Origin of the sequence: Blautia sp. MSJ-36, assembly GCF_018917985.1 — a bacterium.
In the GTDB taxonomy this organism is placed as follows: Bacteria; Bacillota; Clostridia; order Lachnospirales; family Lachnospiraceae; genus Blautia_A.
In genome coordinates this window covers 1-23,728 of sequence record NZ_JAHLPQ010000031.1, presented here as the reverse complement: position 1 = coordinate 23,728, position 23,728 = coordinate 1, and the positions used below count along the sequence as shown (strand labels likewise).

21 protein-coding genes and 1 tRNA gene are annotated in these 23,728 nt (G+C 43.7%); all 22 read right to left on the bottom strand.

Translation table 11 applies throughout. The features are described from left to right. Window positions 1–296 precede the first annotated feature (296 nt). Complete coding sequence (locus tag KQI39_RS15000; RefSeq protein ID WP_216419333.1) at window positions 297–2,882, bottom strand: hypothetical protein; 2,586 nt, start codon at window positions 2,880–2,882, stop codon at window positions 297–299. Between the two features lie 11 nt (window positions 2,883–2,893). After that, window positions 2,894–3,631 (bottom strand): hypothetical protein, encoded by a 738-nt coding sequence (locus KQI39_RS14995; RefSeq protein ID WP_216419332.1) that lies wholly within the window; start codon window positions 3,629–3,631, stop codon window positions 2,894–2,896. Then, on the bottom strand, window positions 3,631–7,413 hold the full coding sequence (locus KQI39_RS14990; protein WP_216419331.1) for a tail fiber domain-containing protein: 3,783 nt from the start codon (window positions 7,411–7,413) through the stop codon (window positions 3,631–3,633). The genes KQI39_RS14995 and KQI39_RS14990 overlap by 1 nt, the downstream gene beginning before the upstream one ends. Window positions 7,414–7,471: 58 nt before the next feature. After that, entirely contained in the window at window positions 7,472–7,789 is a 318-nt protein-coding gene (locus KQI39_RS14985) for a hypothetical protein (protein ID WP_216419330.1), read from the bottom strand. Then, complete coding sequence (locus tag KQI39_RS14980) at window positions 7,786–11,793, bottom strand: hypothetical protein (protein ID WP_216419329.1); 4,008 nt, start codon at window positions 11,791–11,793, stop codon at window positions 7,786–7,788. The genes KQI39_RS14985 and KQI39_RS14980 overlap by 4 nt, the downstream gene beginning before the upstream one ends. 12 nt (window positions 11,794–11,805) lie before the next feature. After that, a complete protein-coding gene (locus KQI39_RS14975) occupies window positions 11,806–12,378 on the bottom strand; it encodes a Gp15 family bacteriophage protein (RefSeq protein WP_216419328.1) in 573 nt (190 codons plus the stop codon). Continuing rightward, entirely contained in the window at window positions 12,371–12,832 is a 462-nt protein-coding gene (locus tag KQI39_RS14970; protein ID WP_216419327.1) for a hypothetical protein, read from the bottom strand. Before KQI39_RS14970 ends, KQI39_RS14975 begins: the two co-directional genes overlap by 8 nt. Before the next feature lie 75 nt (window positions 12,833–12,907). After that, window positions 12,908–13,411 carry a hypothetical protein gene (locus tag KQI39_RS14965; RefSeq protein WP_216419325.1) on the bottom strand — a complete coding sequence of 168 codons (504 nt, stop codon included), beginning with the start codon at window positions 13,409–13,411 and terminating at the stop codon, window positions 12,908–12,910. Then, window positions 13,408–13,851 (bottom strand): hypothetical protein, encoded by a 444-nt coding sequence (locus tag KQI39_RS14960; protein WP_216419323.1) that lies wholly within the window; start codon window positions 13,849–13,851, stop codon window positions 13,408–13,410. Before KQI39_RS14960 ends, KQI39_RS14965 begins: the two co-directional genes overlap by 4 nt. Next, on the bottom strand, window positions 13,851–14,285 hold the full coding sequence (locus KQI39_RS14955) for a minor capsid protein (RefSeq protein ID WP_216419321.1): 435 nt from the start codon (window positions 14,283–14,285) through the stop codon (window positions 13,851–13,853). Before KQI39_RS14955 ends, KQI39_RS14960 begins: the two co-directional genes overlap by 1 nt. Window positions 14,286–14,288: 3 nt before the next feature. Beyond that, window positions 14,289–14,705, bottom strand: coding sequence for a DUF6751 family protein (locus KQI39_RS14950; protein ID WP_216419317.1), 417 nt, complete (start codon window positions 14,703–14,705; stop codon window positions 14,289–14,291). Between the two features lie 2 nt (window positions 14,706–14,707). After that, window positions 14,708–15,097 (bottom strand): hypothetical protein, encoded by a 390-nt coding sequence (locus KQI39_RS14945; RefSeq protein ID WP_216419315.1) that lies wholly within the window; start codon window positions 15,095–15,097, stop codon window positions 14,708–14,710. 17 nt (window positions 15,098–15,114) lie between these two features. Next, window positions 15,115–16,098 (bottom strand): phage major capsid protein, encoded by a 984-nt coding sequence (locus KQI39_RS14940; RefSeq protein ID WP_216419313.1) that lies wholly within the window; start codon window positions 16,096–16,098, stop codon window positions 15,115–15,117. Window positions 16,099–16,115: 17 nt separating this feature from the next. Beyond that, complete coding sequence (locus KQI39_RS14935; protein ID WP_216419311.1) at window positions 16,116–16,706, bottom strand: hypothetical protein; 591 nt, start codon at window positions 16,704–16,706, stop codon at window positions 16,116–16,118. A gap of 86 nt (window positions 16,707–16,792) precedes the next feature. After that, complete coding sequence (locus KQI39_RS14930) at window positions 16,793–17,077, bottom strand: ribosomal-processing cysteine protease Prp (RefSeq protein WP_216419310.1); 285 nt, start codon at window positions 17,075–17,077, stop codon at window positions 16,793–16,795. A gap of 186 nt (window positions 17,078–17,263) precedes the next feature. Then, the gene (locus KQI39_RS14925; protein WP_216419308.1) at window positions 17,264–17,497 is read right to left on the bottom strand and encodes a hypothetical protein; all 234 of its coding nucleotides are present in this window, start codon (window positions 17,495–17,497) and stop codon (window positions 17,264–17,266) included. Next, the gene (locus tag KQI39_RS14920; protein WP_216419305.1) at window positions 17,494–18,993 is read right to left on the bottom strand and encodes a phage minor capsid protein; all 1,500 of its coding nucleotides are present in this window, start codon (window positions 18,991–18,993) and stop codon (window positions 17,494–17,496) included. The genes KQI39_RS14925 and KQI39_RS14920 overlap by 4 nt, the downstream gene beginning before the upstream one ends. Next, the gene (locus KQI39_RS14915; RefSeq protein WP_216419303.1) at window positions 18,990–20,429 is read right to left on the bottom strand and encodes a phage portal protein; all 1,440 of its coding nucleotides are present in this window, start codon (window positions 20,427–20,429) and stop codon (window positions 18,990–18,992) included. Before KQI39_RS14915 ends, KQI39_RS14920 begins: the two co-directional genes overlap by 4 nt. Continuing rightward, complete coding sequence (locus KQI39_RS14910; RefSeq protein WP_216419301.1) at window positions 20,416–21,813, bottom strand: PBSX family phage terminase large subunit; 1,398 nt, start codon at window positions 21,811–21,813, stop codon at window positions 20,416–20,418. The genes KQI39_RS14915 and KQI39_RS14910 overlap by 14 nt, the downstream gene beginning before the upstream one ends. Continuing rightward, window positions 21,749–22,657: a terminase small subunit gene (locus KQI39_RS14905; protein WP_216419299.1), complete on the bottom strand. Its 909-nt coding sequence runs from the start codon at window positions 22,655–22,657 to the stop codon at window positions 21,749–21,751. Before KQI39_RS14905 ends, KQI39_RS14910 begins: the two co-directional genes overlap by 65 nt. Before the next feature lie 240 nt (window positions 22,658–22,897). Further along, window positions 22,898–22,971: transfer RNA gene (locus KQI39_RS14900), tRNA-Ile, on the bottom strand. Window positions 22,972–23,082: 111 nt separating this feature from the next. Beyond that, window positions 23,083–23,508 (bottom strand): hypothetical protein, encoded by a 426-nt coding sequence (locus KQI39_RS14895; RefSeq protein WP_216419298.1) that lies wholly within the window; start codon window positions 23,506–23,508, stop codon window positions 23,083–23,085. Between the last annotated feature and the right edge of the window lie 220 nt (window positions 23,509–23,728).

Sequence of the window (23,728 nt, the reverse complement as noted above, 5' to 3'; positions counted from 1 at the left end):
CACGCATAAGTGAGGATTATGCGGCGCAATGATCATATTGCACTACATCTGTACCAGTTGCTCCAAGGGAGCCGTTCCAATTCGCGTTGCCCGTCCCATTGTTCGAATGCCGGCACGAAACGCCGTCATTACCGTTGTCGTTCAGGTTACCAAAAACCCACGCCGCTCGAACGCCGGACGCTGCCGGATTGCAATTGAAGCCAGCTCCCAGACACCGTATAACCCTAAAATTATTTTATTTGCAAATAAGACAATAAAGGGGCTTACTGCCCCTCTGCTTCGCATTCACCCCGTTTTTAACCCTCAAGACCAGGTGCTCCGAGAGAGCCGCTCCAGTAAGCGTAAGACACCCAAAAGCTCGAGTGACGGCAAGGAACGCCAGCATTGCCACCGTTGTACAAGGTGCCGAAGCACCAAGCCGCACGAACACCAGACGCCGCAGGCCCGTAATAGAAGCCAGCTCCCACTCCAACGCCGCTTCCGCTTGCGTTGGTTGCCTCCGGCCAGAGAACATCATCATTGATTGCATTATCAGTAATATACTTCCATGTCCAGGCAGCTGTATCTTTCGGAAATACCAATGTTGGAACATTTACTTTTTCGTAGTTCTCATTGATTGCAGAACCTACTTTTGACTGATCGTAGCATTTGTAGCAATCAAAACAATAATTCTCATTCGCATCCTGGCTCCACTGCCATAATTCATCGGAGACAATCAGATAGGAACCGTTCATGAACTCTACGCCCTGGATCATTCCCGGTTCTTTTCCGGAAGTTGGGCTGATCTTGCTACCATCTCTGCCAAGCACATTATCATTCCATCCGGAATAATACGGGCTTGTAGAAAGATAGGTGCTTCCGGCGGTTGTGTCGAATGTCTTTCCACCATTGTCCACGTAGACAGCGGAATAATCTGTACCATCAATATTCACAGTCTCGATCGCTGTAATCAACTTCGCATCAAAGATAGAATAGTTACTTGCTGTGTTTCGGTCAGTTCCGTTCTGAACTCCCAGCATTACGGCAGATCCTACAAAAAGGTTGGCTGCCTGAGCGGTTGTAAGAATTACTCTTTCTACTCCTGTCTCGCTTACTGCAACCGTATATTGATAGTTGTAGCTTGTGCAACCTTCAATTTTTCCTGAATTTCCTTTGCGCCCATATTTCAGACGTGTCATAATATCCAGGAATTTGGGCAGGCTTCCGGATGCTCCGGCATACTGTGAGCCTCTTGCCCGCCATTTCGGCACTCCGCTCTGATGTGAAGTACGATTTACCGGTTTCATACCTGTTCCGCAGGTGATTCTTCCATCTGTCCCGATTCCGGCATAATATTTTGGATGTGCCATGTACTCATGTACTTTACCGGTTCGGTCGGTTCCTTCTGGCCATCGCTTATAACCAGAAGCTGGATGGCATCTGGTTTTCAGATATTTATATTCTGAATCCTGCCACTCTCTTTTCCAGGTATTTTTCTGAAGTACCCAGCACAGGTATTCTCCCGATCTGACATCCGCAGTATCGTCAATGTGCTCAATATAATAGATCGTATGTGATCCGTCTGCATTCTTTTCCGCTGCCACTTCCAGGCACCAAAACTGTGGTAAGTGTGCGAATGGATCAGTGCCCGCTTTAGCTTCCGTGGACGGAGTACATACCAGCCCGGCGGAATCGTCTGTAAGTTCTCCGAGCATAGAAGTGCTTTTTGCGTATCGTGGTGTTGTCACGCCGTGTACTCGATCGTCTTCAAGGACGTTTCCGAACCATCTTTCCAGCATGTCTACTTTACTGTAGATTTCAGGCTTATACTGAAATTTCCACCACTCAACGAACAGATCATCCACTTCTGCTTTTGAGGTCGCTTTCGCAACTTTTTCTTTGTAATCAACGTCAGCCTGTCCTGCTGTGTAGTCTTTTAAGGCCGATGCAACATCATTTGCATTTTTTACAGCTTCAGCACTTGCTTCTTCCCTTTTTGTTTCCGCTGTCTCTCTTTCTGTCTCAGCGGTTGCTCTTTCAGATTCTTTCTCCACTCTGGCTTTTTCATTTACCGCCCTGGTTTCTTCTGCTTTGTTTGCTGTCGTTGTTGCTTCTGCTGCATTCTTTGCCGCTGTATTCGCTGCTGCCGCCGCAGAATTCGCATTCGAAACCGTCTGTGTGATCTCTGTATCCAGCTCTTTCGCGTCAGAAATTGTTTTATCAAGTGCATCCTTGATTTCTTTGACTTCTGCTTTCTCTCTTGCAATTTCATCGTTGGTATGATTTGTGATAGCTTCTTTTGCTTTTTCTACAGATGTAGTCTGCTGCGCCGTGACTGCATTAACCGCTTGCTGCCGGGCTACCTCAATGTCTTTCTGCGCCTGTGTGACCGACTCGGACACGTGAGTGTCAAACCCGGTAATCTGAGCATTGACATTCTGTTCAGATTCCGCAGCGGCCCGTCTGGATGTCTCAGCGGCCTGGGCGTAGCCTGCTGCACTGTCCCTGCTGTCTGAGGCTTTCTGTGCGGCTTCTACGGTGTCAGAATGTAACTGCTGCACATCTGCCTGACCCGCTTCAATCTCCTGCTGTGACTGCTCCACAGCAGCACGTGAAGCTTCTACCTGCTTGGCCTTATTAGCTACGTCATCGTGCATGGCGATATATTCCGGTGTGAGATCTCCCGGGAGTGTCAACAGCTGCCAAGTGTCTGTATTCTTCCCGTGCGCCGGCGCAACACCGGTTACTGTCGTTCCCAGTTCTGCAAGGCACAAGTAAGAGCCTCCTTCGTAGTTTACAATGTCAAGATATTCGTATGAGGTTTCTGGATCATACTCCCCTCTGGGGTTCGGAGATACATTGCCCAGGTCTGTCTCTGAATAAGAGTTTTCTGTATTGCTCATTTTGTCTCCTTTCAAATTTTCAGTCTGTACTTTAACCGGCTTCCTACTCTCCGGAAGCATACCTTGTCCATAGTCGGGTCAGAGTACATCTTCAATCGACCGTTTATGACTTTGAAAGCCGCAAAAAAGACATTGCCGGTTTCGCCCTTCAGTTCTGATTCTTTCTGCCGAACGTACTTGTCAATGTCTTTCTTTGCCTGTTCCGTCTTTCCCGGGACTTCTGCGGCGCTCTTTGCGGCCTGTTCTGCATAATATTTTGCATTGTCCTGCGCCTGATCCGGATGATCTTCCCGGCCATGCGCCCAGGCTTCTGAGTCTGCCGCCTGTGTGGATGCATTTTTCTCTGATTCCTTTGCTCTCCGCTGATATTCCGCAGTTGCTTCGATAGTATGATGAAACAGGTCAATTTTTTCCGGAATTTCAAATCCTTCCGGAGCCTTTCGCTTATTGACTGTCATAAGGATTGTGTTCACCGTCTCGCCTTCAACTGCGTTCGACAGGTAGATGTAAGCGGTGATCGCCCTTCTCTGTTCCAGGGCGATGTTGGGGATATCTACGGTGGATACTCCGTCTACTGTGGAACCGGTTACTACTTTTGCCTTTTCGATATCTTTCCAGGCAAAATGGACTTCAAACACTTCCGGAAGGTCTAAACCCTTAATTTGAATCTTCTGGCCGTAATCATGCTGCCAGAGTGCATCGTCAATCTCTATTTCTTCTCCCTTATGGGAGAATTCTGCAATCAGCATTAGCTCAGCCTCCTTTCAAGTTCTTCAATATGTTTGTTTTGGTTTTTTACTGTTTCGGACAATTCCTGAATTGCTTTAACGGCATAATTCAAAAGATATGGAGTGTTGATCTGTTTGACATTCATTTCCCCATTTTCATCGTACCCACCGCCCAGAGCTAAATTCGGGTCGATTTTTTCCAGTTCATCCGCCACAAAACCGATGTTCTGATGTCCACCTTTTTTCCAATCAAATTGGCGAACCTGCATCTGATTGACTGTCTCGAGGGCATTCACTTCGCTGTCAACGACGTTATCTTTTAATCGAATGTCGGACGGAGCTGAGCCAGAATAGAATTTTCTTGTATAATAGCTTTTTGTTGTAAATTGTCCTCTGATTTCTAAATGATCAACTTCAAAACCCTCACTAGACATAGTGGTGCCTGATGCAATATAAGCTATCTTCTTTCCCGCAGTTCCAGCTGTAGCTATCGGTCTTCTTCTGACAGGTGACGAAGCTGTAGTTTGTTCTGCATCCTCAAATGAAAAACTTCCTTGTACATACGCACCGCCCTTTAGCCCAGCGGTTCCCGCTACCGAAAGGGTTCCCGATGTAGTCAGGTTCTTTCCCATTGAACAGCCGTCTGTATATACAGCGTTTGCAGTTATACGAACCAAATCGTTTAAGTAACGAATGATATAACCTTCCCACTTTTTGCTTGTATCACCCTCCATCCAGAGTTCTTCTACGCCGCTTGTTTTTTTTGCTGCATACAGGCCGTATTTCCCCAGCTTCAACATTTTATAGTTGTTTGTATCAGTGTAATCTACATATACAGCCAAGCCGCCTGTATCGATACTTACCTTTCTTTTTTTTCCTGTAGAGTCATAGTAAAAAAGTCCTGTTCGCAGGAGCCTAAAAATAGTTATAGCGTCATCCGCGGAACTGTTCATTGCCATTCCGCCGTTATTTAATCGAAGGACTTCGTTACCATTCTCGTCATATAATTTCAGCTGTCCGTTACCATTGTTCGGTCCTCCAAGAAGAACGGTTCCTCCTTTTGCTGCATCGAACGATATATATAATGTATTATCTTCCTTATTATAATATATTCCTTTCCATTTACCTCCATCCGACAATATTTCTACAATATCCGCTTGTGTCAGAGAATCTACATCAACCGCAACGGAAAAGGTCTGTTGATCATACAATATGGTTTTCGCCTTATCAGCATAAACTGATACTCGTATCATATCGTGAGCGCTAAGTGACATTGTATCTACTGCAATGCTAATAAGTTTCATCGACGATGTATATACGGTGCTCACTTCGCTCCAGTTATTTCCTTTATCAGAACTTTTTTCGATCTTCCACCAGCCGTACTGGCTCTCTGCAGTTCCCTGTCCGTCCCTGTAATACAATTTGATGCTCAAATTATTTGGAGTTATCTTTTTATCTGCTCCCATAAGGAGTATTTCTGCATTTGCCTGCAAGAAATATGTCCTACCAGCTACGCCTGGATCTCCTTTAATTTTTACCCACGTGTATTTAGACGGGTCTGTGGAATCTGCCGATACATAATCTGTGTAATGCCCAATGTATGTTTTATCCGTGCTGTCATCCAGCGAAAAATCTGTCTTTCCGTCTGCTGAGTTTGCGTAGGCAGTGTGGAAGTACGGAGTTTTTCCATCAGGTCCCTGCGGACCTTGTATGCCCTGTTTCCCATCTGCGCCTTTGATAAGTGTCCAGTGATACTTTGATGGGTCTTCACTGTCTGTCTCTGTAAAATCAGCATACATTCCAACATATTCCCGGTTTGAATCGCCGACTGAAAAATCCGTCTTTCCGTCTGCTGAGTTTGCGTAGGCAATATGTGTATACTGCGTTCTTCCGTCCGGTCCCTGCGGTCCTTGAATACCCTGTTTTCCATCTGGGCCTTGTAAGCCTTGTAAGCCATCTTTTCCAGCGTATAACTTAGAAACGGAAAATCTTTTCGTTACCGATAGTTTTAAGTAAGTTGCTTTAATGTCAATCCACCCACTGTCAGAAGTCAGCTCTGTAACTGTATATGTTTTGTTATCTGCATCCCACGTTCCTGTAACGCTTTGTGATGTCGCAATCGAAAACGAGCAAGAATCTGTAACATCCTCTGTTCCGTAAAGCACTACAGCTGTTGTTGAGCACTCCGGAAACTGTGTGTAATTTCCATTCGCATCAACTGAGATGCTCTGATAATCATTGCTCAGCTGCAATGTCATGCTACTTGATGATGCAATTGATTCTTCCATTTCTGAAAGTTTATCATTTAATGTCCCCTTGCCTATAATAAGCATCTTGGGGTCCATCTCAACTTCACCAGTGTCTGCATTTACTCGAAATGTTATATTCCCATCATTATCCTTGGCAGTCAGCCCTCTGGTATTGATCCATTTTGACTGAATTCCGATTGCGTACAGAATATTAAGAACCGCATCACCATTTGCGTCAAATCCTGAAGTCCACTTTCCTGTTGCCGTTGTTTCAGCATCTGTTCCCTGGTAATCCGAAGTTACAAAGAATCCGTCCGCTGTGGTTTTGTACACAATCTTTGATTCTGCGAGATTGGGTTTATTATGCCTGTATACAATTACAGATCCATCTGGCTGCGGTTCTTCCGTATAGTAAAATCCCAGACTGTTTGCCGCCATGTCGTTCATCTGTTTTAATTTTGTATCGTAAGCAGAAACTTTCTTTTCCGCCGCCTTAATAGCCTGATCGACAATAACTCGCGTATTGTCCGGATATTCCAGTTCCTGTTCCTCAATGCTTTTTGCGCTGCATGAAAATTCTGTGCTATCTGCAAAATTAAATTCAACATCTGTAATATAAGACTTGTATTGATTTCCTTTGCTGTCTTTGAACCGCACAGAATCTCCAAAGGTAGCGTATCCTACCGGAATGCTACTTAACGAAAATGGAAGAAGTTCAAAGCCTTTCAGTATCTGCCCGATCCGATTCAAGCCATCTTCTTCATTTCCAGACAGCAGTTTGTTGTCACTGACATCTATAACATATCCTTCGTCTCCGCAAAAATATTCGGTATCACCATCGGAATATCTAACCCCTGTTATATGTACAGGATCTATATCATGTTCTATATCGCTGATTGATATCAGATCATGTTGTCTTTTTTCCGCAGTGTCGAAGGTGACAATTCTCAACAAATCATCTTCATCAATTCTCGCATTTCCTCCCGCCAGCGCCGCAACCATTCCGATCACTGCACGGTATGTTGTGCCTTCCGGAGTTTTCTTGACCTGATAATCTGAATTTTCAAAATCTGCATCACCAAGGATAATTCCTGTTTGCTGACATGCGTCTTCCAGAACCTCTCCTGCAGTACACGGAAAAATAAGATTTGTTTTGTATGTACGATCTGCTTTACTCATATAATCGAGCAACGTAAGATTAATCTCATCATCTACCGCTGGCTTCTTGCATACTATAAAGCTGCCTCTTCGAAATGTTTCCAAGCGATCAGACAATTCCAAATTCATAAAAATTGTAAACACCGCTTTATTGAAACTGTACTCTGCAAACTTTCCATTTTCATTTACAAGAGAAAGCGTTGCTGTTTTTTCAATTGCAAGCCCCAGCGGAAAATCACCGCTATCCGCCGCGTCTATAATGTCATTTCCATCGAGCCAGAAATCTTCTTTTTTTAATGAGAGGTTCGTTCCATCTGACAATGCAACATTTGCTGTAACATAATAATTATGTTTTTTCTTTGATTCTTCTTTCAGCTTGTCTGATACATTGATCATTTTTTCTCAATTCTCCTTATGTTAATCGTCAGGTCTGTCCATCTTTCTTCAGATTCCTCTAACGTTTGCGCTCCCATGCTGTAATTTGACGCATAAAATGTTTTATCAACCCATTTCCCGGAATCGTTGGATCTTTATGATGAAATGTAAACTCGCTTTTATCCATCATGCTGTTTAAAATCTCTGCAATTTCATCCCAAGTCATTTCGTTCCAGGTTAAATCGTATCCTCCGATTGTTCCCATCGGGCTGTTATGCATTTTTAGCTCCTGATCTCTTTTGGAACTTTTTGTACTTGTTGTAGAAAATACTGGTTTGTATCCAGACGGGGTCGCAATTGCAACCCCGTCAATTTTAAAACACTCAGCTATTTTCACCACTCCTCTCCAAGTTTAAATGGATTTCTACCACCGCTTCTGTTTCTTCTTAACTCTCCTTCTTCAAGTATAATATCTAACAGTTTTTTTCCTGAAGCCGTCACGGATACATTGTACGTATTTCCGTCCTGCTTTTGTGGCATTTCTTCCCTGAAAATTTTCCTTAAAAGTCCTTCCGGGGCTTCAATGTTATTTCCAGTTTTCTGATCTCCTAAGACTGCCAGGAATTCAGATCTCGGTGGAATGACTGCTCCGCTAGCCAGATACGGAACAGAATTAACTCTCGGCAAGTTCATCCAATAATTACCCCAAACCCTTTTTCCTGTAGGACCTGTAACATTATAAGAAAATGTAAATGCCCGTTCCACTCCGGAAATTGCTCCATTGATATTTCCTATTGTCTGATTCACTTTGGTAATCATGCTATTAAGGGTTCCTGTAATTCCACTTACTCCATTTGCGATTCCGCCTGACAATTTGCTTCCAGCTCGGTTTCCGGCCTGTTCCATAGAACTAACCAGGCTTTCCATTTTACGGTTTATCATTCCATTCATTTCAACTATGATCTGGCTGATTCTCTCGCTTGCTTTTTCCCATTTTTTTGTCATTGTATTGTACTGGCTCGAAAAATGGCTTTCCACAGTCCTCTGCATTTCTCCCAGTTTCAGGTTTGCAGCCTGTTTCATCTGATCCAGATTTTTCTTTACCTCTGTTGCGGAATTGCCCCATTTTGTTACAGTTGCTGTATTCACACCTTCAGAAGCATCTTCGGCCGCCTTTTTTACTCCGGCAAGGTTAGATTCTGTATCCGATTTCATTTTTTCAGTTGCAGTAGTCACTGTTTTCTGAGCATTGACAATATTGGAATTTGCGCTTGTTTTCGCCGTTGCGGTTGCTTCTGGAAATTTCTTTGCAAGTGCCTTGTTTAACTCATCCAGAGGTACTCCCGCATCTTTCAAGCTATTATAAACAATATCAAAAGCTTCCTGCGCCGTTGTTGCCGCACCGCTTGTATTGTTAAAAGCGCTCAAAACACCCTGATATGTGCCTGCATAATCGCTTGATGTCATACTCAGATCGTATAGTGTATCCCTGATCCCTTTGATTGCTTCCTTTGTTGTAATCGAAGAAGTATCAATTTTCCCGGTTGTTTCCGAAAATCCAGCTCCAAGTTCTTTCACTTTTGCCGTCATATCTTCTACAAAGTCGGCCGATACGCCGGCCTGCGCTCCGTACTGCTCAAGAATTCCTCTTGCTTTATCTGCAGATACGCCATATTCGGAAAGTTTCTGAATGATATCATCATACATTTCATTATTTGCTTTTCCGGCAGATTCATCTGCTTCAATTAATTTCCATAGTTCCTCTGCCTGATCCTGGGTAATTGCATGTGCCTCACTCATGGCTCCCGTGTAATCATGTAGATAACCGCCTGTCTGGGAAAGAATACCATTCCCTCCCTGAGCCGCCTCTGTCAGGCTAGCGAGTTTTTCAGTCAGAAGTACTGCTCCTCCCGTTACTGCCGCAATTAATCCAGCAGTACCAACCAGCGGTGCGATAGAATCCGCAAGAGATCCGAAACCGCTAGCCGCTCCGCTGAGCCCGCTGCTTATAAGATCCGTCAGGCTTCCTTTCAGCTCAGAAACCGCTCCTTTTTCAAGCAGCTTACTTCCTATGTGGGAAACAAGAGAACCTACAAGAGAATCAATTCCTGTAATATGAGCAATTTTTACTGCAAGAAATGCCTTTCCGAGAAATGCTACAATTTTTCCTGCTGTTCCGCCCTCCTCTAGTCCATCAAAAAGACCTTCTAAGGTTTCTTTAATAGCATAAATTACCTGCTTAAGATGTTTTTTCCAGTCTACCTCCGACAAAAACGTTCCAATACCACGGCCAAATTCTTCCCAATCTGTTTTTTCCGCAAAGTCTACGAGAGATGAGCAGAGATCTTCCAGGAACGCCTCCAATTTCTGCCCATTTTCTTTCCATTTGAATTCACTAATGAATGTATTGATTCCATTTGCAATATTGTCTACCAGGTCTGTCCATTCAAAATTTGTAGTAAATTCATATAAAGATTCAAAAGCACCATTCAGCCCAGTTGCCAGGGTATCTGCAATTTCTCCAAAGGAAACTTTTTCAAAAGTGCCATTGAGAAGATCTGCAAAAGCCTTTCCAATTTCTGCATATGGCAGGTTATGAACCATACCGTTGAAGATATCCCAGGAGATCATAAACTGATTCCCCAGAAGATTTCCTAAGTTTTTCCAATTTACCTCCCAGACAAAACCGGTGATTCCCTCGGCAAACTTTTTGCCAAGATTTTTCCAGTCAATTCCTGTGATCAGGAGATTGAGCGTGTTGACAATCGTATTTACGCCAGCGCCAACAGTCCGGCCTAAGAGATCCCAATCTATGTTGTCGACAAGGCTGTTGAAAGTTCTTGTAAACGCATTACAGAATTTTGTTACTTTCGGACCAACTTTTTTCCAGTTGATCGCGTTGTAAACATGCTTAAGGCCTTTGTTGATGCCCTGAGCCATGAACTTTCCAAGCCCTTCCCAGTCCTCCTGCTGAATAAGCTTTTTGATCTTGTCAGCGAGCCCTTTGATAGAGTTCTTGATCGGCACCTCTTCAAACATCTGTCCCGGAGTTGGACCTTTATACCCGCTGCTGCCATTTCCGTCCGTTGAATTATCGCTGCCATCGTCATAATTGTTTATCTCATCAATCGGGCTTAAGTATCCTTCCAGAGCCTTTGCTGCTTTCTTGGCACTGTCTGCCGTTTTATCCAGGCTGGCTGCGTAGTTTTCCTGAACGGATGTTGCTTTTGTGAACGTCTTCTGTCCTGTCAGAGCCGCAAAAAACATCCCCACATACGTCAGTGCCTGGGAAAGCAGGTTGATAAACTTTGATAGGATTGGCGCGACAACTGTTAAAATTGGATTGAATGCCGCCGCAAAAGCATTTTTCAGCTGTGTGAGGGACGACATCAGCATGGATATACTGTTATTTGTCGTACCGCTGTACTGTGCAAGATTTTGGAATCCTTCGACTACTGCGTTTCGTACCTTGTCCATCAACAGGTACAGAACGCGAATTCCAATTCCGTATTTTAGTAGTGCCTTTATGGCCTTGGTCATCGTACCGACCGAAGCCGTACTCTTGTTTGCTGATTTATGAATACCGAATATGCCTGCGGAAATTTTTTGGATACCGCCAGCAATAGAGCTTGCCGACAATTTCAGCATTTTCATGCAGAGTTTCTCTACGTTTTTTGCCATTCCCTGTATACTGTATTCCAGCTGCCGAAACCCTTTTTTAGCAAGTTCCGGAGAAATTTTTTCGAGCGCTTTCTGCAGTTTTTTCAGTATAGGTTCCTTGTTTTTAAGCCCGTTCATAGCGTCTCCGCATTCCCGTACTTTTTCCTTAACAGAATCGAAAGAAGTTGACAGGCGGTTGTTCATATCATCCATCCGCATTTCTTCTGTGGCAAGCTTTGAGGCTGTCTTCTGATACTCGGATAAACTCTGAGGATCAACGTAAGCGGTACCGGATTCCTGCATTTTTTTCCGTTTTTCTTCAAGTTTAACCATCACATCTAAGATTTCCTGAAGTTCTTTTTCTTTTGCTTTGAATCCGCTGGAATTTTCTGGAACACCTAAATTTCTCCACTCTTTCAGTTCTGCTTCTACTTTTGACCATTTCTCATCAACATTCTCAATATCTTTTTCCAGCTGTTTATACGCGTCTGTTTTGATTTTCTGATCAGAAAGCTCTTTCAGCCTCTGTTTCAGGGATTCTATCTTTTTCTCCTGCTGACTGCACTGATTATTCAGCTTCAAAACTGCATCTGCCTGTTTCTGGATCGCAATCCTTGTTTTTTCACTAACATTCCCGACTGTGGATGCCATGCGTTTTACGGAAGCTTCGATGTCCCTTATCCCGACTTCTACGCCGTCTGTATTTGATTCTGCATCAATTATTAATGTTCCATCTGCCACGCAAACACCTCACTACTTCTTAATTCCAAACAGCTCGTTTAAAGCTGCTTCTTCCTCTGCTGATCGCTTCTTTGTTGTCTGTTTCAGGTCGATCAGTTTCTTATTATTCCGGTAAAACTCCATTTCCCATTTTTCCAGTTTCTTTTCTTTTGCCTTCTTCTGGCGGATATACAATACCTGGCTGAATAGTCCATCCTGGATTTCCATGTAGGCTCCGAGGAATGTCCACCAGTGCATATATTTCAAAGAACGGATATCCCGTCCAACATTCTTATTGACCGCCGGCGCAATGATCGGAGAATCCTGTTCCCAGTCCATTAATCTGACCTTGCTTTTGTTCTCTCCTGTGATTCCGCAATCAATAAATGATTTTCCTTTTTCGATAGCTTCTTCAAGGAACTCCATCGGGATTTCTTCCGGATTCAAGTACAAAATTTCAAGCATTACCCTCGACTTTTCCTGATCTGACAGCTCTGGATCAGACATGGCCTTTAAGATGTCCAGAATCGCTCTGAAGTCCGTACGGATATCGTATTCTTCTCCGCCCAGCTCGATTGTCTCAGGAAGGTTCCACTGATCATCCATGGCGGCGCTTCTTTTTTGTATATCTTCCGGAAGTGCGATATTTCGCTGTATATTTGTTTACACGGCTGTTCACCTTTTCCAGGCGCACGTCAAACTCTTTGCTGATCACGTTGCACACCGTATCCATACACACCTCACAGAACAGAGACCCATCCGGCATTGGTGAAAATGGTCCCATGATTGAAAAGAATGTATTTCCGGTATCTGCGTCTACCAGGTAATCCATCTGCTCAATTACCTTCTTCTGACATTCTGTAATGTCATCGTCTTCCTGAATTCGGAACTCATCGAAAAACTTTTTCACATCTTCGTATCTGGTAAGGATATTTGTATCCGCCGGGCGGAAGCAGAACTCTGCCAGTTTCTTTCCCTGCCGGTTCTTGATTTCATAGGTTTTACTACCGTCATCAATGACAATCTCGTTTGCTTTTTTCTGCGTATCTAATGCTCCCATTCCGTTCCTCCTTAATTTTGGGCATAAAAAAGTATGGGGTGCCATTTCTGACACCCTTATTGTGCTTTATGTAAGTTACTCGATTGCGCCCTCAGCAAATACCGGAGAATCTGTTTTTAAGGATTCAGAAGTAACATACCCCTTGGTTCTTGCCCCATCTTCAAGCACATTAAATGGGAATCCTACACCTTCTGTATCCCCGCCATAGGACTGCGGTTTTACAAGGACTTCCTGCACATAAGCAAGATGTTTTGCAGCACTGGTATCTTCTACGATAACTTCCAGCATCAGTGTTTTGCATTTATCTCCCTTCAGGCGGTCCATTGCAATCTCTCTGATCTTCGGATAGATCTTCTTGGACGGATCTGCGTAATACGGATCTGCGCTCATAGACGGCTCATATCCTTTGTCTGTTACCTTCGTTTTACCAAGGATATTGGTCTTCTGCTCTGTATCCGGATTCAGATCTACGGACATATCTTCGATATCATCTCCGAGGACTTCCCAGACTGCAGATTTCATTTCTCCTTTAAAACTGGAATCGAGGTAATGTCTCAGTGCCTCTCTCTCTAATTTCATGTTTTAGACTTCCTTTCTGTATAAATAATTCTTGCCTGGATCATGTAACGCGCCAGGCCTTCTTCATAATTTACCCCGGACAGGTTCGGCATGTTCTGAAGGTTTTCTATTTTTTCAACCGTACAATTCTCTCCTAAATCCGGATATTCTCTCTTATCGTTCTGTTCATCCAGCCAGTCCATAAACGCCTGGGCAAAATTCATAGCTTCAAGATTCAGATCATCCAGTTCGGAGGAATATGTTTTCACGATGATGATGGTAAAGCCGTATTCTTTCTGTACTTTCCCTGTGATATATTTCTTCCTGACCTTATCAGAATAATTTGTAATCAAAGAAATGCTGTCCGGTGCTTCCGGGGAAAAGTTGAAATTCAGCAAGGTCCCTGCCAGTTCTTCTACTTTGGGTTCGAAATATTTTTTTACCGCTTCATGTTTTGTCATTACGCCTTTCCTTTCAGATGATTCTCATAAGCTTTTGCCAGATCGGATCCTCTCGCCACCATCATCGCCTTATCCCAGTGCGATGTTGCTAAAGGATGCCGGAATGTACTGTATTTTAAACTTTTTCCTGTTGGTGTCTTATGCGGCGGTGACCAGAAGCCAACTACTTCTCCTCCATCCGTGATTGGATAATTTGGGCCATACAGTTCACCTTCCCACTGGTAATGAGCATAAGGGCTGTTATATATAATGTGGCCGCAGTCATCGTCCGCGGTAATAAAAATATTCTGTGCAAGCACCAGATTGTCTGCCGGGACATATGGATCCATGAATTTCGCTGCCTGGTTTGCCAGAAACAGCATGTTTTCCCTTCCGCAAACTTTTTCTTTTGCAAGGGCTTTAGGAGGTTTCTTCCAGTCAAATTTTACTTTCATACTTTATCCTCCCAGACGGTAATGCTTCGCTATAGGAAATTTTGTATTATCGGAAAATGCGGTTACCTTAAAAGCGTTCGGTTTGTGATGGTTCAGGATCTGCGCCGCTGTCTGTCCAGATGCTCCTGTGATTTCTTCTGTACATTCGCCATAGATCACGATATCCCCCTGGGATACTGTAAAGTATCCTTCTGGATTCTTGATATACTCCGCATACGGAAGATATTTCTCATCCCCCGGAATCCTGACTACATAGGTGTTCTGTACACTCGCCTGTGTACCGTTAAATCCAGTATTTACCTGCGCCTTCCAGAAGCAGTTAAGGAGCACTGTCCGTTTCCAGTGCTCCTTTCTGTCTTCACTGTCAGTCGCCTGAATCCGGTTATACAATGTGATCGTATGAATGTAATTCTGGTTCATGGTCACACTCCCCGATATAAAAGTCCTGTATTTTCAAGATACCGGTGGATAATTTCCCTGGCTTTTTTCACTTTTCCATCTTCTGTAAAAGTAGACTGTGACAGATCAAAGGTACCGGATTCTCCATCGTTTGAGTATGACTGTAGCATGCCTCCCTGTGCTGCTGCCTGCTGTGTGGCTTTATCTGCCTGATATAAAAGCTCAGTGAGTTCACACAAACATTCTTTTACATCATTCGTTACAAGGTCTGAATTCGAAAACAGGCGACCAAATGTATACTGATCCACCACTCTTGCTGCCTGTTTTTCCCAGAAGCGGAAATCATCCTCCGGTACTACCGGCTCCCTGTCACAAAGATATTTGGATTCATAATATCCGTAATTTACATACACAGAACTTCACTCCTTTATTATTCTCCGGCTTTCAGAATCGAGAACGGGCATCTCTTTGCTTTATCCTTCTGAACACTGTTAATTGGGTTCGGGATCTCCCATCCCAGACGCATTACCGCTCTAAGGGCAACCATATCGTTCTGCATCAGGTTATATGCAATGGAACCATCTGTGTTCTGGACCACGCCCTCCGTAAAGAGTTTAAAGGTAATGTCCTGGCGGATAGAATAAACCAGCTGAGAAAAATCGCCGGAAATCATAAGTGCCTTACTCTTATCAAAAGATCCATTGTTCAGGAAATTCATTGGACTTCCATCGAGCGAATAAGTGGTACCACTCTGCATATCGCTCTTAAACAGCGGGTCGCCATTGGCATTCTTGAGTCCTCTTAACTTGGCTCTCATAGAAATATCTGCCATGTGTCCATTCACAAAGTATCCGCTGTTTTCGATCAGGGCAATAGAGCCCCCCTCTCCCATAATCTTGTCATACAGATTATCGCCTGTGTTCAGTGTTGCCACAGACTTTGCAGTGTTTGCCGTAGACACAACATCAGCTCTCCAGGAAGCGGGTTTATCGTCACCAAAGAGGATTGCTCCATCAATTTTCTTTCCGAAAGCCTCGATAATTCTTGGCTTGGTTTCTGCCCAGATATCATATTCGGAATCATCCAAAACTGCTTCCGGAATCGGGACGATAACTGCAATCTCCTCTGCGATAATAAACTTCTTATCCCATGCCATTTTGGTTGTTTTTTTCTGACCGGTATCGCCATTGACAAAGTACGCAATTGGTAACATATCAAGTACCGGCATCTTGTACTGCTTTGAAGTCATATTCGGCAGTTTTCGTCCTCTCTGGAGCACTGCTGACTGCGCGATAATCCCCTGAATGATCTCATTGGATTCCTGAATTGGAATCAGGGATTCTGCGCCGGTACGATCAATAAGGTTCGCATCCGTATCAAAAATGTGTAAATTCATCATATATTTGTTTTTCATATTTTGTTTTTCCTCCATTATTTTCTGGCCGCGGCACGGATCCGGTCATTGATGTTCATGTTTACATTTCCACCAGTATCCTGATTATCAGATCTTGTAGAAGTAGACACCCTGTAAGTTCCAGCTCCTGTATATTTCGGATTCTCTTTCAAAAACTTTTCTGCTGCCTTTGTAAAGTCTGTTTTATCATCAACCAGCTTATTCACTTTAAACATCACATAGTCCAGATCATCTGCTTTTACGCCTTTACTTGTAAGAATCTTCTCATTCTTCATCTCCTGCAGTTCTTTCCGTGCCGTATCACGTTCTTTTGTGATTGCGTCCACATCCGGCTGCTGTGCCTTCTGCTTTGCCTTGAAATCCGCAATAGCAGTTGTGATCTGTTCTTCGCTTAAGCCCTGCTGCCTGTAAAAACTTGCGAGTGCCGCTCTTGATGCCTTTTCTGCTCTGTTATTTGCAATCTCTTCTGCCTGTTCAAATGTATACCCGGCACTTCCACTCTGGCTGCCGTTACCATTCCCGCTGTTTCCGCTCTGACCGGCCGGTTTTCCTTCTCCACCGTTACCGCCTTCTTCGAAAATGTGTAAATTCATAAACTTGTTTTTCATCTTTACCTCCATCGCCTTGTCAGGTCCCACAGCTTTTACTGCCTTCATGTTTTGGGCATAATAAAACCGTCTGCAAGCCCAGACGGTTAAATAAACTCTATACAGTTGTATTCATGGTTGATAGCTATCAGCCCGAGAAACCAGGAATCTATCAGAAGCTTTCCTTTCTCGTCCAGTCTCTCCCATTTTATGATCGTTTTCCCTGGAGCAGTCTCTGCTCTGATCCGGTTATCTGTCAAGTCTTCCAGCGAATTGATCAGATTGCAGGTCAGGGCTGATATTGCAGAGCATACAATATCCTGCCCATTCACAGATCTACCTGCGTGTCCCTGCATCTGGATTTCTTTGGAAGAAATTCTTACCTGTATCATCTTTACCTCCCTGTTGCGCCGGCGCAACTACAGGTTTCTTTCTGTACTTCATATTTTCTTAAAAAGAGTATAAAAAGACCACCAGTCATTCTAACCGATGGTTATAGCTCAACATTTTCACTTCTCACTATGATTTGGGCAATTTAAGCATATCTGCTTACAATCATGAATCAGGATCGTGCATATTTACATTCCTTCCACATTCTCCAGCTGGCCTACAATATCCTCCAAAGCTTTTCCTTCGAAGAATGGAACTTTCATCACTTCATCAATGCTATGGGCTTCCATGAAATCCTCTCCGCACCACATATCGAAGCGTTTCTCATTAAACGGATCCACGCCGCACTCTTTCCCATTATAGTTGAACAGAACATGTGTACATATGCTGTTAATCCTATCCCTTAAGTCTTTCACAGTCATAATATATCCTCATTCTCCCTTCTCTCCTCCACAGTCATTTCCCTGGTTGTTCGCTTTACTTTTCCATCGTCAGAATAACTGTAATCATGTGCATGCTCCCCGTTTACTCCATATGAATGCTGTTTAGGGTTTCCATGATTGTGATTGCTAATCTGCTTATACTGTCTGCCATTCTCATCGTAATAGTTTCTCTCGATTCCACCTTTCTTACCAGTTAACTGAGTGATACTATTAGGCGTTCCAGTTAAAGTAATTCTCTTAACTTCGATTATATCTTGACCTGCTGCATTTTTCAATGTCGGCTGATTTATTTTTCTGAGTTCGGCCTTAGTCGGCATGAATCTGCCTCGCAAGCCATCCTGCATGATCCTTTCTTTCTGTTCTGGAAGCTTCATTTTCTCAGAAAAATCTTTGTAAGTCTGCATTTGTCCTTGATATTTTGCTTTTGCAAGGATGATATCATTTGGATCCGCTCCGCCTTCCTGAAGAAGTTTAATCTTCTGGCGCTGGGCACGCATGGCCCGTTCCATTTTTCTCTGCTGTTGCAAGGCTTCATAAGTGGTATACTGCTTGTCGCCGTATCTTTTCGGGGTATTTTCTTCCCTGTTCATCTGTGCCAGTTGTTCATCTGTGTAAGTCCTTACCGATCCTGGCGGAAACGGCCTGTAATCATGATAGCAGTTTGCCCCTTTCAGGCCTGTCACCTCACCAAGGCCACATACAGAAACAAGCTCCTGCCATGTCCAAACCTTACCCTGCCATGGCTGATGTGTTGGTCTGGCCCCTACATGATAACTCACCTCATAGGTATCCGTCCCCAGCTGATCTGCCGTCTGTTCCATAATCCGGCCTTGTACCTGCCGAAAACCCGTGAGAATTGCTCTCCTGGCTGCTACATTGATCCTATCTCGGTGCCCAGAATCATACTCTATGTACCGAAGTCCTGATGCAGCCATCTGGTTCACGGTACGTTTGAGCACAGTGTTATAATCAAATGCTCCTGATTTGATATCTGTGACAGCTTGGTCCATCGTGGATCTGTAATAATCCATCAGCGGTGAAGACTGTATTCTGCCTGTTGCTGGATTGCGGATAGCGAATCCCATAGAGCCAGTCAGATTTTGATATTCCCCCTGAAGTTGCTTCTTGGTCGCTTCGATCAACTGCTGAAGGACAATGTTTTTTTCAAACGGTACCTGCTGCATTCCAGCAAGTTTGAAAAAATGTTCCTGTTCATAGTACTGTTTGTATACCTCATCTGAAAATATCCGGTTCATTTCCGCGTCAGTTGCCTGTAGAGCATTTTGAATCCATTTACGGATATCTTCTTCTGCCATTCCTAATTGTTGGAGTCTGCTGATCTGCCAGTCTGTCGAAGCACTTGCAAAGCCGTTTTCTTTGATTCTGCGGACAATATCCGTCATGAGCCGGATTTCCAGTTCTGAGAAAATATTACTGACTTTCACTGTGAGTTTTTCAATCTCGCCCTGTGTCATTCAATCACCGTGTCCTCCGGCTGCCGAACTGCTGCCTTTGCCTTTTCTTCTGTTTCGCCGTAATATTTCGCACGATATTCCCACAGAGGCATGGCTCCCATGCTGACATCCTGCCGATCAGACTGCCGCTCTGCTTCTTTATCCTCAATAATAGAATCATCAAAATCAATCGTGATCTCTGTTTCCTGATCTAATTGATTCCCTAAAACAATTCCAAGCCGGATAATGATCCGCACCAATTCCTTCAGTACATCTTCCAGGATAATCTCATGTTTTTTGATCATGCGGTACATGTCAGAGTTTTCTGATATTACTTCTGTTGCGGTTTTTACTCCTGAGCTGTCAAATTTGTATCTTTCTGTTCCAAATCCACATTTCAAAGACAGGTAATTCAGATCATCGTCAATAGCCTTTGAATGCTGCTCTGCCCTGAGATCCATATTAATTTCTTTTATCAGCCCTTCTTTGTCCTTGTCGTAGTTATCAGGCATCTGATAGAAAACCGTATCCTCCGGATCAAAAGCCGGATTTCCATCTGCATTCTTGACCATCTCAGGCGCAACAAATATCCGTTTTCTTCCCAAGTCAAATTCATTGTTGTAGGAATCATACTCAATATCCAGTTTTTTCAGAATATCTATAGAATTCGCATATATCGCAATTCCCATAGGATTACTTTCATCTTCATCCGCATTATTAACAATATTCAGGCGGTCAATCACAAACTGCGGTTCCGGCGTTCCCGTTTCAATACGGGGTGAAAGATATCGGAACGGCTTTAACTGCTTCCACTCTTCTTCTGTAAGTTCCTTTCCTTCCCTGCTGCCGGACTGGCATTCCAAGACACTATTTTCTATCACATACTGCATTCCTTGTTCTGTCTGTTCCAGCTGATGTATCTGAACCTGTACATATTTCTTTCGGTTTACTGTCTTTGAGAAAGTAAATGCACATTCCGTAACCCTTCCATTGCTCCAGCTTATAGGAAAGATGTCCTTTGCGCTTACATAATCAATGCCTATCTTTCCGGTTCCAGAGAGAATCCTGCCTTCTGCATCCGCTTCTGCATCGTAAAGATACGGAATGTACGCTACTGTTCCGGAATAGGCTTTTCTTTCCTGATAGTCATTTCCAAGTACCAGGAATCTGTTCTGTTTCAATATCTCTTCCACGAAGTTTCCTGTAGTTTCATCAGAAAGAGTAATCTGAACGCGCTCATTCAAAAGGAGGTCTGCGATATCTTCAGATAGCTTCTTTGCCATTCCAAGACTTTTTCTCTGTTTTCTCGAATAGGTCCCCTGTCCGGAATAAATTCTGTAAAAGGTAAAATTTCTGACTTTTCCTTTATACCAGCTTTCCCACAAGGCAATCATCCGGTAAAAAGAGCTGTCTACCGTATCAATTCCTTTTTTTTGGAAATAGCTAAAAATATTCATCGTCCCTAACCTCCTTTCTCGCTATATCTACGATGTATTCTTTTTCTTCTATTTCAGCCGGAAGCCACCGTTTTATATATCTCCATGCGGTCATAACTGCGTATCGCAACGCATCGCATCCGTGATCATTTTCTTTAACCGGTACTTCCTTTCCTTTTTCAATTGATTTTTTGTCATATTCGTAAGTTCCCAGTTCTCTGGTTAAATTCTCCTGTTTCGGAGAAATGCTGAGAATATCAAATGCAAAGGATTTCTGTACACGGCTGATACCAAGCGCAACGTCATTGTCCGCATCCCGGATCAGAACGGAATACTCCAATCCAGTCCTGGTAGCTCTTCGGATTTCTTCCTGAAGTCCTTTTGCAGATGGGTCCAAGCAAACATAGAATACCTTGACAGCATATTCTTCATGAAGTTCATCCATAAACTCTATGAGATCCTGTGCATATTCTGATGGACTTCTCTGCGTCCCCGATTCTCGCCCGCTATGATAATACTCCCCGAGACCAGGGAACTTCCGCTTATACGTATCCAGTCCGAATGCCTGATAAGTTGTTGCATTCTGCTGCCCGTAGTCTCCTCCGATATAGGCTATATCGTATGTTCTGCCTTCTTCCGGCTTTTTCCTATGTCGGTCAGAAAACATATAGTAAATCAGTTCATCCACTCCGACTGGTTCTCCAAGCCATGTCCATCGGTACATCTTTGGATCTACTTTTTTCATAGCTTCAGCAGAATTGATAAGGTCCTGTCCTAACCATTCTGTAGGCACATCCCTATAATCTGTATGGATATGAATGCAGTCCTGACGTTTCTCCATCTTCTTACACCAGAGATTTACTGGTGCATTTGGGTTCTTTGGCGGATTGTACAGATAAATCATCTGGAATCCAGCTTTATTTCCTCTGACGAACGTTGCTTCTATGTTGGCAAGTTCATCTTCACCTTCCCCATCGTCAAAGAACTCTGTCAACTCATCCAGAACAACCAGCTTAATAGGTTTATCTTCATCGATGATACCTTTTGTATCGTCAATGCCATCAGATCCAGAAAAGTAAATGGTCGTACTGTACTTCTTATAGGTGATTTCCATCGGGCTTTTGGTTATATAGAACCGGTTCTTCGGCACCTGCAGTCGATTGATTCCTCTGATCATTTCTTTATACACTGTTTTACGCAACTTGTTATGATGCTTACGCAGGACCACTGCTGATCCATGTGGATCTGCTATGATCTGGTAGTCTGTCCGAATGGCTGCAAAGCTGGATTTCGTACCGGCACGGCCGGATGTCAGGATGATGTGTTTATACGTCTTGTTATTAAATACCGGAAGATACTTCGGAATCACTATTTCGGATATTCTGATCTGCTTTTTCGTCCGCATCGTTTATGATCTCAACTCCATCCTCTTCTCCATCTGTCGGTGCTGCTGCCAGACGTTCTGTCTGGGCTTTCATCTGAGCTATCTTGGCTGCTTGTTCTTCTGTCGCCATATTCATGTGATCAGACAACCACTGCAACGCTTTCATACGATCAGCCAGCTTGATACTGGCTCCGTCTTTTCCCTGTTTAACCTCTGCCAGTATAGTACCATCCACCTCTGAGGAGTTCTTAAAGCGCACTACATTAACTTTTTTCTTCAGGATTTCTTTCTCCTTTGTTTCCGGATTCTCTACCTTGACTGGTCCGTACATGGCCATTACCGGTACTTCCTCAATGCCAAATTCCATATAATCCGTGATGTCTGCAAAAGCTATATCCATGTACTTCTGGAAGATATCCGATTCGGATAGGAATTCTCTGTTAAGGCGTTCCTGCTTCAAACGTAGGATCTCCTGCTTTATGTAAGTATTTGTAAGCAATTTATACCCATTGCTCTGTGCAGTTCTATAATCACATCCATACGATCTTTGATATGCTTTTGTTGCATTGAAGCATCGGATATAATGAGCGCAAAAGAGCCGCTGTTTATCAGTCAGTTCTGGATTTTCTATAATAGAACTGACCTCATCTACAGACGGCTCTTCCTGATTCTGTTTTTTATTCTTTTTGGTTTTCGCAACGTTGCGTTTTTCTTTTGCAACGTTGCAATCCCAGTTGTATCTGTTCTTCCAGCTTCGGACTGTTCCCTCCGGGGTTCCTAACTGGTTGGCAATATCTATTAATTTCAGACCTTTGTCATATAATGCCTTGGCCTGTTTTGCTCTCTGATCTGGTGCTCTTGCCAAGCCTCACCACCTCTCATTCGTTTCGTTTTTGATAGTTGTAAACTACAGTCCTGCCGGCACCATAAGTGACAGCCGATTGCTGCCGCCAAAGGAGTGTTAGCGCGCATACGCCGTATGGAAACGTATTTGCGCTGGCGCCGTGCACGCTGTACGAAAAATTGCATGTTAAAAGGCACCTGACTGCTGTCAGATGCCTTCCTGCAAGTAAGAGCTTATTGCTACGGGTATGGGCTTACCCGATTGGAACGAGTGGAGTTGAACCACCGACAACGCTGGATATAAGCCAGCTGTTCTCCCTACTGAGCTTCGTTCCATGACTGCTGCCAGGAGATGAACCTGGCAGTGTGCTCATAAAAGGAGGATTTCATATCCATCTATCTGTCCTGAAATCCATTGTAATAATATCACAGATAAAGTGTGTCATTCTATGTCATCTTGAAATTGCAAAGAGCTGATGAATGGATTCTGTGTATATGTTTCCAGCTGTAACTCATTCTCACAGCTACTTCTTCCCATTTCAGGCCTATTATATATCTCAGTCTCAGCACTTCCTGCTCATCCTCATTTCTCATCTGCCTAATCTGCCTCTCTATCTTCTGATAACATCGGATCTTTTCCAATCGCTCCGTCTTCAGAAGTTCAATCTGTTCATCAAGAATAGCTATGTAGTCTGACAGATCTGATTGACTGCTGCCTTTTGGCATCCCATCGTTGGCCACGGATGGAAACATCTTATCTGCCCTCAGCCGCTGGATCTCGTCAAGGATATCCTTTTCTCTTTTTGCAGCCCTTTGGTAAGATCTCAGATATTCCTTCTTCTCTTCGTTTTCTTTCTGGATTTCTGTTTCCATCGGTATCCTCCCATTTCTGATGCTTTTAGCTGGGGGCGTAATGTTCCCGGCTTTTTCTGTATTTCTTTTATTTATCCGCAATCACAGCATCCGCTCCCTGTACTGTAACCCAGCCATTTTTGTAGTGAGCTTCTGCCTCCTTCATCTTGATCAGCTCGTCCGTAATGGATGCACTGAGTTCGTTATTCGCCTCTGCCTGTGCTTTTGCCTTAATCTTTGT